The organism is Sphingomonas sp. AP4-R1 (genome assembly GCF_013113735.1).
Classification (GTDB): Bacteria; Pseudomonadota; Alphaproteobacteria; order Sphingomonadales; family Sphingomonadaceae; genus Sphingomonas_I.
This window is the reverse complement of record NZ_CP053346.1, coordinates 1,107,094-1,125,000: the sequence shown is the minus strand read 5'-3', so window position 1 is coordinate 1,125,000 and position 17,907 is coordinate 1,107,094. Positions and strand designations below refer to the sequence as shown.

The 17,907-nt window shown below is 67.5% G+C and carries 20 protein-coding genes and 1 tRNA gene; 6 read left to right on the top strand and 15 right to left on the bottom strand.

Going from position 1 to position 17,907, the window contains the following annotated elements; translation table 11 throughout:
- Positions 1-52 precede the first annotated feature (52 nt).
- The 3 genes from flhB (at position 53) to fliS (ending at position 3,649) form a co-directional block, all read left to right on the top strand.
- Positions 53-1,192, top strand: a complete 1,140-nt coding sequence (gene flhB, locus HL653_RS05525; protein ID WP_171743634.1) for a flagellar type III secretion system protein FlhB — start codon at positions 53-55, stop codon at positions 1,190-1,192.
- Positions 1,193-1,280: 88 nt separating this feature from the next.
- Positions 1,281-3,257 (top strand): flagellar filament capping protein FliD, encoded by a 1,977-nt coding sequence (fliD, locus tag HL653_RS05520; protein ID WP_171743633.1) that lies wholly within the window; start codon positions 1,281-1,283, stop codon positions 3,255-3,257.
- Positions 3,257-3,649: a flagellar export chaperone FliS gene (gene fliS / locus HL653_RS05515; RefSeq protein ID WP_171743632.1), complete on the top strand. Its 393-nt coding sequence runs from the start codon at positions 3,257-3,259 to the stop codon at positions 3,647-3,649. The genes fliD and fliS overlap by 1 nt, the downstream gene beginning before the upstream one ends.
- A 225-nt stretch (positions 3,650-3,874) precedes the next feature.
- Here fliS and HL653_RS05510 read toward each other — a convergent pair whose 3' ends face one another.
- Both HL653_RS05510 and HL653_RS05505 read right to left on the bottom strand, forming a co-directional pair.
- Positions 3,875-5,194 (bottom strand): amidohydrolase, encoded by a 1,320-nt coding sequence (locus HL653_RS05510; protein WP_171743631.1) that lies wholly within the window; start codon positions 5,192-5,194, stop codon positions 3,875-3,877.
- On the bottom strand, positions 5,191-5,967 hold the full coding sequence (locus tag HL653_RS05505; RefSeq protein WP_171743630.1) for an enoyl-CoA hydratase-related protein: 777 nt from the start codon (positions 5,965-5,967) through the stop codon (positions 5,191-5,193). Before HL653_RS05505 ends, HL653_RS05510 begins: the two co-directional genes overlap by 4 nt.
- A 79-nt stretch (positions 5,968-6,046) precedes the next feature.
- Between HL653_RS05505 and HL653_RS05500 the strand changes: the two genes are divergently transcribed.
- A complete protein-coding gene (locus HL653_RS05500; protein ID WP_253717573.1) occupies positions 6,047-7,090 on the top strand; it encodes a cation diffusion facilitator family transporter in 1,044 nt (347 codons plus the stop codon).
- A gap of 28 nt (positions 7,091-7,118) precedes the next feature.
- On the opposite strand, the gene HL653_RS05495 is transcribed toward HL653_RS05500, so the two are convergent.
- The 4 genes from HL653_RS05495 to HL653_RS05480 all read right to left on the bottom strand — a co-directional run bounded on the left by HL653_RS05495 (position 7,119) and on the right by HL653_RS05480 (position 10,648).
- Positions 7,119-8,015: a DMT family transporter gene (locus HL653_RS05495; protein WP_171743629.1), complete on the bottom strand. Its 897-nt coding sequence runs from the start codon at positions 8,013-8,015 to the stop codon at positions 7,119-7,121.
- Positions 8,016-8,291: 276 nt separating this feature from the next.
- Positions 8,292-9,128, bottom strand: coding sequence for an S-formylglutathione hydrolase (gene fghA / locus HL653_RS05490; protein ID WP_171746796.1), 837 nt, complete (start codon positions 9,126-9,128; stop codon positions 8,292-8,294).
- A 5-nt stretch (positions 9,129-9,133) separates the two neighbouring features.
- Complete coding sequence (locus HL653_RS05485; RefSeq protein WP_171743628.1) at positions 9,134-9,520, bottom strand: VOC family protein; 387 nt, start codon at positions 9,518-9,520, stop codon at positions 9,134-9,136.
- An 18-nt stretch (positions 9,521-9,538) separates the two neighbouring features.
- Complete coding sequence (locus HL653_RS05480; protein ID WP_171743627.1) at positions 9,539-10,648, bottom strand: S-(hydroxymethyl)glutathione dehydrogenase/class III alcohol dehydrogenase; 1,110 nt, start codon at positions 10,646-10,648, stop codon at positions 9,539-9,541.
- 255 nt (positions 10,649-10,903) lie between these two features.
- On the opposite strand from HL653_RS05480, the gene HL653_RS05475 reads away from it, so the two are divergent.
- Complete coding sequence (locus HL653_RS05475; protein WP_171743626.1) at positions 10,904-11,560, top strand: TIGR02281 family clan AA aspartic protease; 657 nt, start codon at positions 10,904-10,906, stop codon at positions 11,558-11,560.
- Between the two features lie 4 nt (positions 11,561-11,564).
- Here HL653_RS05475 and HL653_RS05470 read toward each other — a convergent pair whose 3' ends face one another.
- The 7 genes from HL653_RS05470 to infA form a co-directional block, all read right to left on the bottom strand.
- On the bottom strand, positions 11,565-12,119 hold the full coding sequence (locus HL653_RS05470; RefSeq protein WP_171743625.1) for a hypothetical protein: 555 nt from the start codon (positions 12,117-12,119) through the stop codon (positions 11,565-11,567).
- A gap of 115 nt (positions 12,120-12,234) precedes the next feature.
- Entirely contained in the window at positions 12,235-12,513 is a 279-nt protein-coding gene (locus HL653_RS05465) for a GlsB/YeaQ/YmgE family stress response membrane protein (protein ID WP_171743624.1), read from the bottom strand.
- A gap of 94 nt (positions 12,514-12,607) precedes the next feature.
- Positions 12,608-12,683: transfer RNA gene (locus tag HL653_RS05460), tRNA-Phe, on the bottom strand.
- Between the two features lie 39 nt (positions 12,684-12,722).
- Positions 12,723-12,863 carry a DNA gyrase inhibitor YacG gene (locus HL653_RS05455; RefSeq protein WP_367613593.1) on the bottom strand — a complete coding sequence of 47 codons (141 nt, stop codon included), beginning with the start codon at positions 12,861-12,863 and terminating at the stop codon, positions 12,723-12,725.
- Between the two features lie 40 nt (positions 12,864-12,903).
- The gene (locus tag HL653_RS05450; protein WP_171743622.1) at positions 12,904-13,893 is read right to left on the bottom strand and encodes a ribonuclease; all 990 of its coding nucleotides are present in this window, start codon (positions 13,891-13,893) and stop codon (positions 12,904-12,906) included.
- 1 nt (position 13,894) lies between these two features.
- A complete protein-coding gene (locus HL653_RS05445; RefSeq protein WP_171743621.1) occupies positions 13,895-14,491 on the bottom strand; it encodes a nucleoside triphosphate pyrophosphatase in 597 nt (198 codons plus the stop codon).
- 13 nt (positions 14,492-14,504) lie between these two features.
- Positions 14,505-14,723 (bottom strand): translation initiation factor IF-1, encoded by a 219-nt coding sequence (infA, locus tag HL653_RS05440; RefSeq protein ID WP_003049127.1) that lies wholly within the window; start codon positions 14,721-14,723, stop codon positions 14,505-14,507.
- A gap of 157 nt (positions 14,724-14,880) precedes the next feature.
- Here infA and pdeM point away from each other — a divergent pair, with 157 nt between their 5' ends.
- Complete coding sequence (gene pdeM / locus HL653_RS05435) at positions 14,881-15,552, top strand: ligase-associated DNA damage response endonuclease PdeM (RefSeq protein ID WP_171743620.1); 672 nt, start codon at positions 14,881-14,883, stop codon at positions 15,550-15,552.
- A 226-nt stretch (positions 15,553-15,778) separates the two neighbouring features.
- Here pdeM and msrA read toward each other — a convergent pair whose 3' ends face one another.
- Positions 15,779-16,477 (bottom strand): peptide-methionine (S)-S-oxide reductase MsrA, encoded by a 699-nt coding sequence (gene msrA, locus HL653_RS05430; RefSeq protein ID WP_171743619.1) that lies wholly within the window; start codon positions 16,475-16,477, stop codon positions 15,779-15,781.
- Between the two features lie 175 nt (positions 16,478-16,652).
- Positions 16,653-17,855: a pyridoxal phosphate-dependent aminotransferase gene (locus HL653_RS05425; protein WP_171743618.1), complete on the bottom strand. Its 1,203-nt coding sequence runs from the start codon at positions 17,853-17,855 to the stop codon at positions 16,653-16,655.
- Positions 17,856-17,907: the final 52 nt, after the last annotated feature.

Below are 17,907 nucleotides of genomic sequence, written 5' to 3'. Positions count from 1 at the left end.
TCATCAACCTCTCCTAACTCCCTCTTAACCATAGCGGGCGCATCACGCGCGCATGTCAGAGAAACCCGATCGCGACGAACAGACGGAAGCCCCGACCGAGAAGCGTCGGAAGGAGGCCGTCGAGCAAGGCGACGTCCTCCAGTCGCGCGAACTGGGGACGGCGCTCGTCGTGCTCTCGGGCGCGGCCTGGATCGCGCTGGCGGGGCCCTCGTTCGTGGGCGCCTGCCAGAATGTGCTGGTGCGCGGCCTGACCTTCGATCGCGCCAGCATCGAGGGGTTCGATCCCGCCCAGGCGGCGATCGGCCTGATCCTGCCGCTGGTGGTGCCGCTCTTCACGCTGTTCGGCCTCACGCTCGTCGCCGCGGTCGGCACGCCGGCGGCGCTGGGGTCGCTCGGCTTCCGCTGGGGCGCGGTCGCGTTCAAGCCGGACAAGCTCAATCCGCTGAATGGCGTGAAGCGCATCTTCGGGATGCAGGGGCTCGTCGAGCTGGGCAAGAGCCTGGTGAAGGTGGTCCTGCTCGGCGCGGTCGCTTACTGGATGCTCAAGGGGCGGATGCCGAGCCTGATCGGCCTCGGCCGGGGCGACATTGCGGGCGAACTCGCCAATGTCGGCCACGTCTTCACCGTCTCCATCCTCGTCATGGCGCTGGCGCTGGGCGCGATTGCCGGCATGGATATCCCGACGCAGATCTTCCAGCGCGCCGGCCGCCTGCGGATGAGCAAGCAGCAGGTGAAGGAAGAGCATAAGCAGAATGAGGGCTCGCCCGAGATGAAGGGCGCGCGCCGCCGGCGCCAGTACGAGATATTGAACAACGCCGTTCGCAAGGCGATCCCGGAAGCGACCGTCGTCCTCACCAACCCGACCCACTTCGCGGTCGCCCTGCGCTATCGCCCCGGCTTCGACGTGGTGCCGGTGGTGATCGCGCGCGGCAAGGACGAGACCGCTCGCGCGATCCGCGAACTGGCGGATGCGAACGCCGTGCCGATCCTCAGCTATCCGCAGCTCACGCGCGCCATCTACTTCACTTCGCGCACGGGCCAGGTGATCCGCGACGATCTGTTCATCGCGGTCGCCACCGTCCTCGCCTTCGTCTTCAATCTCGATCGCGCGATGGCCGAAGGCGTCCGCCAGCCGAGTGTGGACGTGCCGCCCGAGGCCCGCTTCGACGAAACCGGCCGCGCGACCGCCTGACGATGATCCGAACCTCAAAATCGTCCGGGTCGGCCCCTAAAAACGCCGCCCCCTTCGCCGTTAATCCAACACGGAGACGCAGCCGATCATGACCACCACCTCAGCCACGGCCGCGTCGAGCGGGAGCGCCATCCTCACGGCGCTGAATGCCAATAACGGCATCGATACGGGCTCGCTCGTCACGGGTCTCGTCTCCGCGACCTACGATACCAAGACGGCGGCGGTCACGGCGAAGGAAACGGCGAACACCGCCAAGATCTCGTCGCTCGCCACGCTCTCGAACGGCATCGACGCCTTCTCGACCGCGCTGACGACGCTGATCTCGGGCGGGTCGCTGTTCACCCAGCCGACCAGCTCCAACACGTCCGTCCTCACCGCCACCGCCAAGGCCGGTTCACAGATCGGCGCGCTCTCGGCGCAGTTGAGCGTCCGTCAGGTCGCCCAGGCGCAGAGCCTCGTCTCGCCTTATTATGCCAATGCGGGCGCCGCGGTCGGCACCGGCACGATCGTAATCGGCTCGGGCGCCAACAGCTATGCCGTGACGATCAACAGCGGCAACAACACGCTGGCCGGGCTCGCCCAGGCGATCAACAGCAGCGGCGCGGGCGTCACCGCCTCCGTCGTCACCGATTCCACCGGTGCGCGCCTCACGCTCAAGGGCGCGACGGGCGCGGCGAACGCCTTCACGATCACGCCCGGACCCGACGCCAGCGCCGATCTGGCGAAGCTCGCCTTCAACGCCTCGGGGATGACGGTTTCGGGCAGCAGCGTCGTCTCGCCCGCGCTCAAGGACGCCACCACCGCAGCCGTCGGCCAGGGCAATTTCACGCTCACCACGGCGCAGGGCAGCGCGACGATCACGATCGACTCCGCGTCGGACAATCTCACCGGCATGGCCGACGCGATCAACAATGCGGGCCTCGGCGTCACCGCCTCGATCGTCACCGATGCGTCGGGCTCGCGCCTCGCCATCAGCGACAGCAATGGCGGCCTGACCGCACCCAGCTTCACGCTGCAGCCCGCCGCGAACGCCCAGGTGGGCCAGGTCCGCTTCGTCTATCCGCAGCCGACCAGCGGCATGACGCAGGCGCAGTCCGCGCAGGACGCGATCGTGCGTCTCGACGGCGTCGACGTCTCGCGCGCCAGCAATACGATCGACGATCTGATCGACGGCGTGTCGCTCAATCTCGTGTCGGCCGCTCCGAACGAGACGATCACTCTGGGCGCCTCCCGCCCCACCGACGCGATCAAGCAGGCGGTGAGCGATTTCGTCGCCGCCTATAACGAGCTGAAGGGCCAGATCGACACCGCCACGGCCACCAGCGTCACCGGTACGGACGGCAGCGTCACCACCGGCCCGCTCTACAACAACAGCGCGATCCGCCAGATGCAGACGCAGCTGTCGCGCCTCACGTCGACCGTGCTCAACACATCGGGCGGCCCCAGCACGCTGGCCGAGATCGGCGTGGTCACCAACCGCGACGGCACGCTGACCCTGGACAATGCGCTGCTCACCAAGCAGCTCACCGCTTATCCCGACGCGGTCGAGGCGATGTTCAATCCCACGCAGCACGCGTCGAGCCCGCTGATCAAGATCACCAGCGCGATGGGCGCCACCAAGCCCGGCACCTATCAGCTGACCAACATCGTCGCGCAGACGAGCGAGCACTCCGCCTCGGGCACGATCGCGGGCGTCGCAGGCGTCACCACCGGCGGCAGTCTCTATGCCTCGGTCACGTCGGGCGCGAGCGGCCTCGTGATCCAGCCCAGCGGCGATATCGCCAGCGCCACGATCACGGTGGATCTCGGCCTCGGCGGCGCATTGCAGGCGATCCGCGATTCGCTGCGCGCCTCGGGCGGTGTGCTGGATGCGCTCAGCACCCAGCTGACCACCGAGAAGACCGATCTCACTGATCAGAAGACCAAGATCGCCGACGACAGCGCGAATTATCGCGATCGTCTGACGACCCAATTTGCGGCGATGAACACACGCGTCGCCGCGTACAAGGCGACCCAGAGCTATCTGGAGCAGCAAGTCGCCGTCTGGACGAAGAGTACCGCCTGATGTTTGGAGCCTCATCCCGTTACGGCGCTGCCACCGCCGCCCGCTATCGCACCGTCGATGTGAATGCCCGCGTCGAAGGCGCGAGCCCGCATCAGCTGATCGTGATCCTGTTCGAGGAGCTGATGAAGGCGCTCGACTCGCTGCGCGCGGCCGAGGCGGCCGGCGATCGCGGGCGCGCGGCACCGTTGCAGTCGCGCGCGCTGTCGATCCTGCACGGTCTGGAAACGGGGCTGGATATGGACAAGGGCGGCGAGATCGCCGTGAGCCTGGCCAAGATCTATCGCGAGGCCCGCCGCCTCGTCACCATTCCCGGCGCCGGCCGCGACACCGCGCTGGAACAGGCCCGCGCGATGCTGGCCGACGTCGCCGGCGCCTGGAGCGCCATCGGCTGAGGGCTGCTCCGGCACAGCCCCCTGTTCCCCGTCCGTGCTGAGCGAAGTCGCAGCACGGGCCGCAAACACTCCGCCCGGACCCCGTCCTTCGACTTCGCTCAGGACGAACGGGTTAGTTGCCGTCCGTCATTGCGACTCCGGCCTTGAGCCGGCGGAAGCAATCCAGCTCCGGCCGTGCGGGACTGGATTACTTCGCTGCGCTCGCAATGACGCGCCGCTTCCCCCTCAGCTGGCAGGTGCCAGCATCAGCACCGTCAGCGCCAGCGTGCGGATCCCCGTGGGAATCGCCTTATCGTGATCGGGCGTGAAGAAGGGCGAGTGATTGGTCGGCACGGCCTGACCCTTCTTCGCATATTCGGCCAGGGTCGCCGCATCATAGCCGCCGATGCTGTAGAAGAGCGACGGCACACCCTGCTCCCCATAAGCCGAGAAATCCTCGCTGGCGGACCAGCCGGGCAGTTCGGGCCGCACATATTGGATCGTGTCGCCGCCGGCCTTGGTCAGATAGTCGGCCGCCTCCACCGAGAGCTTGTGATCGTTGATCACCGCGTGATTCTCGCCGGGATGCGCGATCACGGGCTCGGGCGCGCCGGCCATGATCGCAGCCCCCTTGGCGGTGCGCGTCACGCCGTCGAGCAGCTTGGTCCGCACCTCGGGCGAGAAGGAGCGGATGCTGAGCTTCACCAGCGCCGTATCCGGGATGATGTTCGCGACGGTGCCCGCCTGGAAGCTGCCGACCGTCACCACGCCGAAGCTCGCCGCCTCGCGCTCGCGGCTCACCACGCTCTGCACGTCGGTCACGAAATGCGCGCCCATCACGATCGGGTCGATCGAGGCGCTCGGCATCGATCCGTGCGCGCCTCGCCCCTTGAAGGTGATCTCCAGCGTATCGCTGTTCGATGTAGCCGCACCGTCCTTCACGCCAACCGTCCCCGCCAGCCCCGATCCGACATGCGCGCCGATCGCGAAATCGGGCTTCGGGAATTTGGTGAACAAGCCGTCGTCCAGCATCGCATGCGCGCCCTTGCCCACCTCTTCGGCGGGCTGCGCGATGAACATGAGCGTGCCCTTCCACTGCGTCTTCATCGCCAGCAGCGTGCGGGCCGCGCCCACCCACCAGGCCATGTGATTGTCGTGGCCGCAGCTTTCGGCGACGAAGGTTTTGCCGCCATCCGGCGTCTCCACCTGCACGCGGCTGGCATAAGGCAGGCCGCTCTTCTCCTCCATCGGCAGGCCGTCCATTTCGGTCCGCAGCATGATGGTGGGGCCCGCACCGTTCTTCAGGATCGCGACCACGCCGGTCTTGCCGACGCCTTCCGTGACGGTGAAGCCCAGCGCGCGCATCTCCTTGGCGAGCAACGCCGCCGAGCGCGTCTCCTGGAAGGCCAGTTCAGGATGGGCGTGAATGTCCTTGTAGAGCGCGTCCAGCTTCGGCCAGTCCTTCGCGATCTGCGCGTCCACCGCCTGCACCGCCGCCTTGGGCTCCATCGCCGCCGCCGATCCCGCCAGCAGCAGCGCCACCACACCCCCCATCACAGTCTTCATCGACCACTCCACTTGCCAGCACGCTTCTCGACGAAGGCGGTCATGCCTTCCATCTTGTCCTCGGTCGCGGCGAGCCCGTGGAACAGGCGCCGCTCGAAGGCGATGCCCATCCCCAGCCCCGTCTCGAACGCGGCATTGACCATTTCCTTGTTGGCGATGACGGCCAGCGGCGCCATCCCCGCGATCGTGGCGGCGGTTTTCATCGCCTCGTCGAGCAGATCGGCGGCGGGCAGCACGCGCGCCACCAGGCTCGCGCGCTCGGCCTCGGCCGCATCCATCATCCGGCCGGTGAGGCACATCTCCATCGCCTTGGCCTTGCCGACGGCGCGGGTCAGACGCTGCGATCCGCCCATGCCCGGCGCCACGCCCAGCTTGATCTCGGGCTGGCCGAACTTGGCCGTGTCGGCCGCGAGGATGAAATCCGCCATCATCGCCAGTTCGCACCCGCCGCCGAGCGCGAAGCCCGCCACCGCCGCGATCCAGGGCTTGCGCGTCGCCGTCACCCGATCCCAGCCGGCGAAGAAATTCCCGGCATACATGTCGGCGAAGCCCTTGGCCTGCATCTCCTTGATGTCGGCGCCGGCCGCGAACGCCTTTTCGCTGCCCGTCAGCACGAGGCAGCGTTGCTCGGGATCGGCGTCGTAGGCCGCGAAGGCGGCGGTCAGATCGGCCAGCACCTGGCTGTTCAACGCATTCAGCGCCTGCGGCCGGTTCAGCCGCACGAGCGTCACCGCATCGTGCCGTTCGATCAGAAGCGTTTCATAATCCGCCATCTTCCGTCCTTCGCTGTTGCCGCCACCTTTGCCGCGGTGCGGCGCAAATGCAACGCGGCCGCAGGCGACATTCGGCCCCATGCCTGACATAAAGCGCGCCATGTCACCGCCGCACGTTCACGATCAGACTGATGGGCACAGCCACGATGATGGGCACGATCATGGTCACAGCCATGACGACGCCCATGATCGCACGCATGGCCATGCGCACAGCCATTCGCATGGCGGCCATGGCCACAGCCACGCGCCCGCCAGCTTCGGCCGCGCTTTCGCGATCGGCACCAGCCTCAACCTCGTCTTCGTCGTGGTCGAGGCCGGCTACGGCATCGCCAGCGGATCCATGTCGCTGCTGGCCGATGCGGGCCACAATCTCTCGGACGTGCTGGGCCTCGGCATCGCCTGGACGGCGGCCAGCCTCGGCAAGCGCGCGCCCAAGGGCCGCTACACCTATGGGCTGCGCAGTTCCTCGATCCTCGCCGCCCTGCTCAATGCACTGATGCTGCTCGTCGCGATCGGCGTGATCGCGGTGGAGGCGATCGGCCGCTTCTTCGCGCCGGAGCCGGTGCAGGGCGTGACGATGATGATCGTCGCGGCCGTGGGCATCCTGATCAACGGCGCCACCGCGATGCTGTTCGCCGGCGGCCGCGATCATGACATCAACATTCGCGGCGCCTTCCTCCACATGGCCGCAGACGCCGCCATTTCCGCGGGCGTCGTCGTCGCGGGCTTCGCGATCCTGAAGACCGGCCTCGTCTGGATCGATCCCGCCGTCAGCCTGATCGTCACCGCGATCGTCGCGATCGGCACGTGGAGCCTGCTGCGCGATTCGGTAAACATGAGCCTGCACGCCGCCCCGCCCGGCATCGATCCGCAAGAGGTCGACGCCTTCCTCGCGGCCGAACCCGGCGTGTCGGCCGTCCACGATCTCCACATCTGGCCGATGAGCACGACCGAGACCGCGTTGACCGCCCATCTCGTCCTTCCGGCCGGCTATCCGGGGCCCAGCTTCGCGGCGGGTCTGGCGGAGCGCCTCAAACAGAAGTTCAGGATCGACCACACGACGATCCAGATCGAGATCGACGAATGTGGCGGCTGCACCCTCCACGGCGACATGAAGGTGTAAACCTGCCCGCTCTGTAACGAATCGCCCCTCAGAAAAGCGAGGTCAGCACGATCCCGCCGATCGCCGCCGCCACCGCGACGATCTGTTTCAGGTGCAGCGTCTCGCGGAACAGCCGATGCCCGGCAAAGGCGGCGATCGGCGCTTCGATCACGCCCAGCGCGCGCACCGGCGCGGCCGGCGACAGGGCCAGGGCGATGAACCACCCCGCCGACGCGCAGGCGCCGCACAGCCCCGCGCCGAGCGAGGATCGCCAGTTCGCGAACACCGCGCGCAACGCCGCCGGATCGCGGACTGCCAGCACCGCCGTCAGCGTCACGGCCTGCATCGCCTGCACCACCGCCACGCTCAGGATCGCCGCATAGACGGGATGCGCCGGTTCCAGCGCCAGCGCGCTATGCCGGAAGGCATTGAGCGAAAATCCGAAGCACAGCCCCGAAAGCACGCCGAAGAAAGCACCGGACAGGCCGTGCGGCTTCCCGCTCGCGCCCTCGCTCGGCCAGCTCAGCGTCACTAGCCCCGCCGTCGTGATCACCACGCCCGCCCAGGCCGTGCCGCTCAATCGATCATGATAGATGACGAGGCCGAGCAGAGCCGCCAGCGGCAGCGAACTCTGCTGCAGCGCCGTCCCCACCGCGAAGCCCGCGCGGTGCATCGCCACCAGCAAGGCGGCGGTCGCCAGCACCTGCGAGGCCGCGCCCGTCACCGCCGAGATCCAGAAGGCCGAGCCGAAATGGGGATGCGCGGCCGGCACCACCGCCAGCGCCACGGCCACGAACAGGAGCGAGAAGGGCAGACCGAACAGGAAGCGCACGAGCGTAGCGCCCCACGCCCCCGCCGAGGCCATCACCCCCCGCTGAAGCGCATTGCGACCGACCTGGAAAATGGACGCCGCGATCGTGGCGGGTACCCAGAGGAGCTGGAACATGACCGCGCTTTGTCGATCGCGGGCGCCGGGTACAACTGTCACGGCGGGAAAAGCGGCGGCCCGATGCCGAGAGTACGCATATCTGCGCGGGCGCCCACGGGCGCGACCTTCGGGTCGGGCGCCCCATCGCTCCCGAAGCGCCAACTCCTCCGAAGCCGTCGCCCCGGACTTGTTCCGGGGTCCACCAATCGGCGGGAACAGCGGCCCGAAGCACGTGGAGATGGGTGGATGCCGGAACAAGTCCGGCATGACGACCCGAGACGGTTTCCGGAAACCCTACCCCAGCCGCTCCGCATGCCAGGCCAGATGCTCCGCCATGAAGGTGGAAATGAAATAATAGCTGTGGTCGTAGCCCTGTTGGATCCGCAGCGTCAGCCTTTGCCCCGCCGCCGCGCAGACCTCGCGCAGCAGATCCGGCCGCAATTCCTTCTCCAGGAACGTGTCCGCCCCGCCCTGATCCACCAGCAGATCGGGCAGGCGTGCCCCCGCCTCGATCAGCGCCACCGCGTCATGCTTCGCCCATGCCGCCCGATCCGGCCCGAGATAGCCGCCGAGCGCCTTCTCCCCCCAAGGCACCTGCGAAGGCGCCACGATCGGCGCGAAAGCGGAGACGGCCTTGTAGCGATCGGGAAAGCTCAGCCCGATCGTCAGCGCACCATGTCCGCCCATCGAATGGCCCATGATCGACTGGCGCGCCATGTCCGCGGGGAAATGCGCGCCGATCAAGGCGGGCAGTTCCTCGGTCACATAGGTCCACATGCGATAATGGGCCGCATAAGGCGCCTCGGTCGCATCGACATAGAAGCCCGCGCCCAGCCCGAAATCATAGGCGCCCGCCGGATCGTCGGCGACGCCGTCGCCACGCGGCGAGGTATCGGGCGCCACGAAGATCAGGCCCAGTTCCGCACAGGCCGCGCGAAACTCGCCCTTCTCGGTCACGTTGGCATGCGTGCAGGTGAGCCCGGAGAGATACCAGACCACCGGCAGCTTCGCGCCTTCCGCATGCGGCGGCACATAGACCGAAAAGGTCATGCCCGTGCCGGTGGCGGAGGATGCGTGGCGAAAGACGCCCTGCACGCCGCCGAAGGCGCGATGGGCCGAAAGCTGCTCCACGCGGATCAGGCGTCGGGGGCGCGGTAGAGCCCGCACAATTTGTTGCCGGCCGGATCGCGCATGTAGGCGAGGTAGAGCTTGCCGATCGGGCTCTGGCGCCAGCCGGGGCCGTCCTCGCACGGCTTGCCACCCTCGGCGACGCCCGCCGCATGCCAGGCATCCACCGCCTCGGGAGAGGTGGCAGCGAAGCCGATCGTGCCGCCATTGGCATGGCAGGCCGGATCGCCGTTGATCGGCTTGGTCACCATCAGGCGGCCGCCAGCATGGCTGTAGGCGATCCGCCCCCGGCTATCGATCGTCCCTTCCGGCACGCCGAGCGTGCCCAGTGCCGCGTCGTAGAAGCGCTTGGCGACATCGATATCGTCCGCGCCGATCATCACATGGCTGAACATGCCTCGTCTCCCCGTCGGTTAGAACACCACCACGCTGCGGATGCTTTCGCCCGCATGCATCAGATCGAAGCCCTTGTTGATCTCGTCCAGCGTCAGCACGTGGGTGATCATCGGATCGATCTCGATCTTGCCGTTCATATACCAGTCGACGATCTTGGGCACGTCGGTACGGCCCTTGGCGCCGCCGAAGGCCGTGCCCCGCCAGTTGCGGCCCGTGACCAGCTGGAACGGCCGCGTGCTGATCTCCTTGCCCGCCTCGGCCACGCCGATGATGATGCTGGTGCCCCAGCCGCGATGGCAGGCTTCCAGCGCCTGCCGCATCACCGTCGTGTTGCCGGTGCAGTCGAACGTATAGTCCGCGCCACCGTCCGTCAGCGCGACGAGATGCTGGACGATGTCGCCGCTCACGTCCTTCGGATTCACGAAGTGGGTCATGCCGAAACGGCGGCCCCATTCCTCGCGATCGGGATTGATGTCGACGCCGACGATCATGTTCGCGCCCGCCATCTTCGCGCCCTGCAGCACGTTGAGGCCGATGCCGCCCAGCCCGAAGATGATAACATTGTCGCCCGGCGCGACCTTGGCGGTGTTCACCACCGCGCCCACGCCCGTCGTCACGCCGCAGCCGATATAGCAGCTCGTCTTGAACGGCGCGTCCTCGCGGATCTTCGCCACGGCGATCTCGGGCAGCACGGTGAAGTTCGAGAAGGTCGAGCAACCCATGTAATGGAAGATGGGCTGGCCCTTGTAGCTGAAGCGCGTCGTGCCATCGGGCATCAGGCCCTTGCCCTGCGTCGCGCGGATCGCGGTGCACAGGTTGGTCTTGCCGCTGAGGCAGCTTTTGCACTGGCGGCATTCGGGCGTGTAGAGCGGGATCACATGATCGCCCGGCTTCACGCTGGTGACGCCCGGCCCCACCTCGCGCACGATGCCCGCGCCCTCATGGCCGAGGATCGAGGGGAAGATGCCCTCCGAATCGAGCCCGTCCAGCGTGTAGGCATCGGTATGGCAGATGCCCGTCGCCATGATCTCGACGAGGACTTCGCCAAACTTGGGGCCTTCGAGATCCACCTCGACGATCTCCAGCGGGCTTTTCGCTTCGAACGCTACGGCGGCGCGGGTCTTCACTGCGTGTCTCCTCGTTACGCGAGGCTCCCGACCACAATCGGGCGTGCTTGAAAAGCCCGAAGGCGCCAGCGGCGTGGCCCGACCGAAAGGTCCGGATCAGGCATATTCGTCGCGCCGCACGTCATGCCCGTCTTATCGGCTTTGGCACGGGCCCAGCCGAAGAACATGGTGAACGCTGCACAGTAAGTTCGCGGGGTGTGGGATGCGCGACGAACCATTGAAACGGCCAGGCGGCCGGCTGTCCGGACGCGGGCGATGAACACGTCCGTCACCATCGAATCGTCGGAGCCCCGCAGGCGCCGCCGGATCAGGCCCGCCGCCGACATGCTGCGCCGCGCGGCGCGGCGCGCCGATATCGCCCGCCAGCTGCGTCGCCGCGACGTCAGCTCGGTCCTCATCGGGATCGCGCTCGGCGTGGCGGGACTGTGGATGCCCCGGGCGATCGATCATCACGCGCAGCATCGCGCCCGCGCCGCCGTGGTCGCGCCCAGCGATCTGTCCGCCCGGCCGGCCGTGGCCATGGCGCCCGATCCGGCCGCGCCGACATCACCTGCGGCCACGTCGCTGCCGCGCGCCAGCGACGGACTGTTCTATGCGACCGCGCTGATCGACGGCCAACCGGTCCGCTTCCTCGTCGATACCGGCGCCAGCGTCGTGACATTGACGGCCGACGATGCCCGCAGGCTGGACATCATGCCCGATGCCCGCGCGGCCGGACGCGCCGACACCGCCAACGGGCGCGCCGTGTTCGGCTGGACGAGGATCGACACGGTCGACGTGGCGGGCAGGCGGATCGAGGATGTCCGCGCCGCCGTGCTGGAAAAGGATGCTGGCGTCTCGCTGCTCGGCCAGAATTTGCTCTCGCGGCTGGGCACGGTGCGGATCGAGAAGGACCGGCTGATCCTCGGCTGAAGCCTCAGTCACAGCGCGGTATGTAGCGCCCCGTCGCCTCGTCCCAGTACATCGGGCAATGCTCGTCGGCAGCCGGCGGCGCCTGCTCGTCGGGTTGCGTCACATAGCCCGGCGTATCGGAGGGCGGCGGCGCGTCCGGGCTGGGGAAAGGCGCGCCTTCCGCGTCCACCTCATCCTCTTCGTAGGTAGGGGCGGCATAGGCATAAGGCGCGTCGAACGCGTAGGACGGTTCGTAAGCGGCGTAAGGATAGGGCCCGAACGTATAGCCGCCTAGCAGGCCCAGCCCGAAAGCCGTGCTGTAGCCATAATAGGGCCGATACCCTCCGCCCCAGCCGCGATAGCCATATCCACCCCGATAATAGGGCCTGGGTGCGACATGGAATGACGAGCCCGGGCGATACCCGCCGCCCCGGAAACCACCGCCGCCAAAACCACCACCGTGATAACCGCCGCCGCCGCCGCGAAAACCGCCACCACGGCCACCGCCTCTCTGAGACCAGGCAGGGCTTACGATCAAGGCGGCGACTGCCACCGCGGCAACGATCTTCCCGATAGCCATCCAACGCACTCCCCGAGCCGCATCCGCTCGATGCCCCTATGTAGGAAAGGATCGGCCGATTGATACGAACCGCCCATCCGCTCGTCGCAAATGCGCCTGCCCAGGGGAAGGGCGGCTAGATCCGTCGCAACAGCCGCACCGCGACCGCGACGATCACGGCACCGATCACCGAGGCGAGGATCGAACCGATCAGGCCGCCGCCGAGCGTGATCCCCAGATACGGGAACAGCCATCCCGCGACGACCGATCCGAAAATGCCGATCAGCGCATCGAGGACGAAGCCGAAACCGCCGCCCTGCACGATCAAGCCCGCGAGCCAGCCGATCAGGGCACCCACGATGATCCAGATGAGAAAGGCGATCAGCAGGCTGTCGCTTCCGATAACCGTGTGCATGCTCATGCTCTCCGCGCCGTGTCCCGGCATAAGGCCGGATCGGCGGAGATCGTTCCGCAGCGGAGAAGAATGGAAGGCGCTGGCCGAAGCGCGATGGTGCCCGGGGACGGAATCGAACCGCCGACACCGTGATTTTCAGTCACGTGCTCTACCAACTGAGCTACCCGGGCAGGGCGCGTTGGGAGGCGCGCCTATAGAGGTGCGTTTGCCTAGCTGTCCAGCCCGTCTTCGCGCATATCTTCGCCTTCTTCGACGGATGGCCCAGGAATGCGGTGACCGTCGGACAGCCATTGCAGCAGATCGCGATCCTTGCAGCCCTGGCTGCAGAAGGGTTTGGCGGCCTCGGCCACAGGCTTTCCGCAGACCGGACAGGCGTTGCGGCGGCGGGGTTCAGACATGGTCGCGCTGGGCATGGGCACCGAAAATGGGGAGGCCAGGGTTCGCCTGCAACCGCGCCTCGGCACCGATTCGGCGCTGCAGTTCGATCAGCCACACCGGACGGGCTTCGAGGACGGCGATCAGGGCCGGCGCGGCGCTGAGAGTGACGGCGCCCCTTCCCTGTGCCCGCTCGGCCCGGCGCAACAAGGCGCGGGCGGCCGCAAGAGCCGGATCGGTGGCGATTCGTTCAGGGAGCGAGGGGCGTTCGCGGCGACGGACGATCTGGAGGAAGCCGAAACCGTTCACCGCCGTCCGCTCGAATGGCTGGGGCAAAACGGCGTCCAGAGCGGCCGCGGCCGCCTGCCGCTGCCCCTTGTCCGCCAGCGTCGGCAGATCGATGCCGATCGAGCCCGCAATGCCGAAGCAGCGGATCGCCTCGCCCGAACGCCGCGCACCCGCGATGGCGAGCGCGGCGGGGGGCCCCCCGCCGTCGACGTCGATCAACGTCATTGCCGGGGTCAGGCTGATGCGGAGCATCGCGTCCTCATGCGCGACGATGCCGGTGGCGGCCTCCTCCATCCGTTCGGACCAGCCATGATCCTCGAACGGATCGGCACCGTGGGAGGTCGCGCGGATCGGAATGCCGGTGGCAACGATTCGGGCCCGCAGATCGGGTGCCTCGGCCATCTCGGCGGTGGTGACGCGGACGCGGGGCAGCTTCACCGCGCCTCGCTCCGGCAGGGCCTCGCGGATCACCTCGACGCGCAGGGTGCGGCCGACGCTCGTGCCGGGCGGTACGGCGACCAGATCGGCCTCGGTCCCATCGATCGTGACGCGGGCGCGTCCGGTGGCGTCGGTGGCGCGGATCAGCTTCGCATCGCAGATGGCGCCGACGCGCAGGCCGGGCTCGTCGGGCTCGATCCACATTTCAAGGATGCGGCCGCCTTCCACCAAGGCGGCGCGCGCTTCGCCTATGCCCTGCTCATAAAGCCATTCGGCCATGTCAGGCCGGGAGCAGCCCTGCCGCGATCAGCAGGCCGCGCGTTTCGAACAGAGGCAAGCCGACGACGCCGGAATGGCTGCCGTCGATGCGGCGGACGAAGGCCTCGGCCGTGCCCTGGATCGCATAGCCGCCCGCTTTGCCGACGCCCTCGCCCGCATCCGCATAAGCGCGGATGGCGGCGGCGCTGAGCGGCGCGAAGACGACGATCGTTTCGGACAGGCGGTGGCGGGCCGTACCGGCGGCATCGATCACCGTCAGCGCCGTCAGCACGCGGTGGCGCCGGCCGGACAACAGTTCGAGGCAGGCGACCACCTGCTCCGCACTCTCCGCCTTGGGCAGGATGCGACGACCTGCGGCGACGACCGTATCGGCCGCCAGCACGACGCTGCCCGGATGACGCGCCGCCGTGGCCGCCGCCTTGCCGGCCGCGAGACGGCGGGCGTGGACAGCGGGCAACTCCGCCTTCAGCGGGCTCTCGTCGATATCGGCGGGATCGATCGCGTCGGGGACGAGGCCCAGACGCGCGAGAAGGTCGAGCCGTCGCGGGCTTGCGGATGCTAGGACAAGGCGCTCCGGGGGGGTGCTGGGGGGCACCATCGTGCCACCCACCTTATTTGAAGCGGTAGGTGATGCGACCCTTGGTCAGATCATAGGGCGTCAGCTCGACGAGCACCTCGTCTCCGACGAGGACGCGGATGCGGTTCTTGCGCATCTTGCCGGCGGTGTGACCCAGGATTTCATGGTCATTCTCCAGCCGCACGCGAAACATCGCATTGGGCAGAAGCTCGACCACCTGGCCGCGCATCTCGAGCAGTTCTTCCTTCGCCAAACAAAACCTCGAATGAATAAGGGCGTAAAAAAATCGCGCCCCCTTAGCCCCGAAGTCACGGAAAGGAAAGCGCGCGTCCCATTTCATGTGGGGATTCGGAGCGATCTTCGCCAGTCCAATGTTGCGCGGGCGCGCCCCGCCACGATATGGGCAGGCGATGGTTCGCTTTTCGTTCTGCGGTGTCGAGCTGGCCGCCCACGCCTCCGGCGCCTTGTGGTGGCCGGCGCGGCGCGCGTTGCTGGTGGCCGATCTGCATTTCGAGAAAGCCAGCTGGTTCGCGCGATCGGGCCAGATGTTGCCGCCTTACGACACCGCCGCAACATTGGGCGAACTGGAGGCGCTGAAGGCCACCGTAGACCCCGCCGAAATCTGGTGCCTGGGCGACAGCTTCCACGATGCGGAGGGCTGCGCGCGCATGCCGGAGGCGGACAAGGCCCGGCTGCGCGCGCTGACCGGATCGGTCCGCTGGCACTGGATCGCGGGCAATCACGATCATGCCGCGCGTGACGTGGCCGATCATTGCGGCGGCGCCGTGATAGGCGACGCGTTCGTCGACGGCCTGTTCCTGACGCACGAAGCCGATCCGGCCGAGACGCGGCCCGAGCTTTCCGGCCATTTCCACCCCAAGCTGCGGCTGAGCGTGCGCGGGCGGCATGTGGCGCGGCGCTGCTTCGTGGCGAGTGCGACCAAGCTGATCCTGCCCGCCTTCGGCGCGCTGACGGGCGGCCTCGACGCGCATGATCCGGTGATCCGGAAAGCGATCGGCGGCCGCGCGCAGGCGCTGGTGCCGCTGGCGGATCGGCTGCTGAGGTTCCCGCTGGCGGCGTGACTCGACGATTTTCGCCGCTGTGGCCAAGGCGAAACGGGAGGGGCGCTGTTGTAGTGCGAGCCTGACGAAGGCTGGCGATGTACGAAAGAGCGATCAGCGCTCCCCCCAAACGCTCCTTTTCCCCGCTCGTGCTGAGCCTGTCGAAGCACTGCCCTTCTTTCTGCTTGCGAGGGGGCAGAGAGAAGGACGGTGCTTCGACAGGCTCAGCACAAACGGTGGGGAGGGATCAGCCGCGCACCAGCACCGGCTTCTCGCGCCAGAATTGCGGATAGAGCCGCTTCAGCGCCGCCACCTTGGGCAGATCATTGTAGCGGATATAGCCCGCGTCCGGGTGCAGCGTCAGATAATCCTGATGATAGCCCTCGGCCGGATAGAAGGCCTGCGCCTTTTCGATCCGCGTCACGATCGGCCGCTGCCACAGCCTCGCCAGACGGAGCTGGGCGAGATAGGCCTCGGCCACCTTCTGCTGCTCTGGCGAGGTGGGAAACAGCGCCGAGCGATATTGCGTGCCCGTATCGGGACCCTGCCGGTTCAACTGGGTGGGATCGGTGATGACCGAGAAATAGACGCGCAGCAGATCGGCATAGCTGACGACGCGGGGATCGAAGACCACCTTCACCGATTCGGCATGGCCAGTGTCGCCTTCGGAAACGCGCTCATAGTTCGGCCCGCGCAGGCTGCCGCCCGTATAGCCGGACAGCGCCGACTTCACGCCCTTCACATGCTGGAACACGCCCTGCACGCCCCAGAAGCAGCCGCCGGCGAACATCGCCGTCTCGCTGGTGCCGGTGGCGGGGGCGGTGATGGCGGGCGCCGGCGCGTTGATCGCGGTTTCGGCGGCGAGGCTGGATGTCCCGCCGACCAGAGCATAGCCGAGCCCGAGGGCGGCGACGCCGGCGAGAATGCGGGAAGCGAAAGACGACATGGCGACTCTCCGTAGGGACTAATTCCCGATACGGAGGCGCAGTATGGATGGTTACAGATCGGCCTTGAAGGAGGCCATGATGGCGCCCCGTGCTCCTGCGAACGGAGGAGCCCAGAGCCGCGAATGAACCGCCTTTAGCCCTGGGCTCCCGCGTTCGCGGGAGTAGCGGAGGATCTTAGCGCAGGGCCGCGCAGGCTTCCTGGATGCGGGTGCAGGCGTCGGTGAGCGCCTCTTCCGACATGGCGTAGCTCACGCGGAAGCAGGGCTCGAGGCCGAAGGCCACGCCGGGAACGGCGGCGACGCGCGCTTCATCGAGGAAATAGTCGATCAGCGCGGAATCATTCTCGATCTTCACGCCCTTCGGCGTCGCCTTGCCGATCAGGCCCGACACGTCCGGATAGACGTAGAAGGCGCCGTCCGGCGTCGGGCAGTGGATGCCCTCCACGTCGTTCAGCATGCGGACGACCAGATCGCGGCGGCGCTGGAAGGCGGCGTTGCGATCGGCGAGGAAATCCTGCGGGCCGTTGAGCGCGGCGACAGCGGCCGCCTGGCTGATCGACGACGGGTTCGACGTCGATTGCGACTGCAGCTTCGACATCGCCTTGATGAGCTGCACCGGGCCGCCGGCATAGCCGATGCGCCAGCCGGTCATCGAATAGGCCTTCGAGCAGCCGTTCACCGTCAGCGTGCGCTCATACAGTTCCGGCACGACCTGCGCGATCGTGGTGAACCGGAAATCGCCATAGACGATATGCTCGTACATATCGTCGTTCAGGATCCAGACGTGCGGGTGGCGCACCAGCACCTCGCCCAGCGCCTTCAGCTCGGCTTCGGTATAGGCCGCGCCCGTCGGGTTGGACGGCGAGTTCAGGATCACCCACTTGGTCTTCGGCGTGATCGCCGCATCCAGCTGCTCGGGCAGGATCTTGTAGCCCTGCGCGGCACCCGCCCGGATGAAGACCGGCGTGCCGCCCGCGAACTGGACGATATCGGGATAGGAAACCCAGTAAGGCGCGGGCACGATCACCTCGTCGCCCGCCTCGACCGTGGCGACCAGCGCGTTGAAGAGTGTGTGCTTGCCGCCCGAATTCACGCTGATCTGCGACGGGTCATAGCTCAGGCCGTTCTCACGGGCGAATTTGGCGACGATCGCGGCCTTCAGCTCAGGCGTGCCATCGACATTGGTATATTTGGTCTTGCCCGCGCGGATCGCCTCGATCGCGGCGTCCTTCACGAAATCCGGCGTATCGAAATCCGGCTCGCCCGCCGCGAGGCCGATGACCTTGATGCCCTTCGCCTGAAGCTCGAGCGTGCGCGACGTCATCGCGAGCGTGGGAGACGGCGAAATGCGGCCGAGGGCGGCCGAAAGGAAGGGCATGGATCACATCCTGCGCTAGGGAAGAGGCGGTGCGCCTATAGAGGGCGGCGCG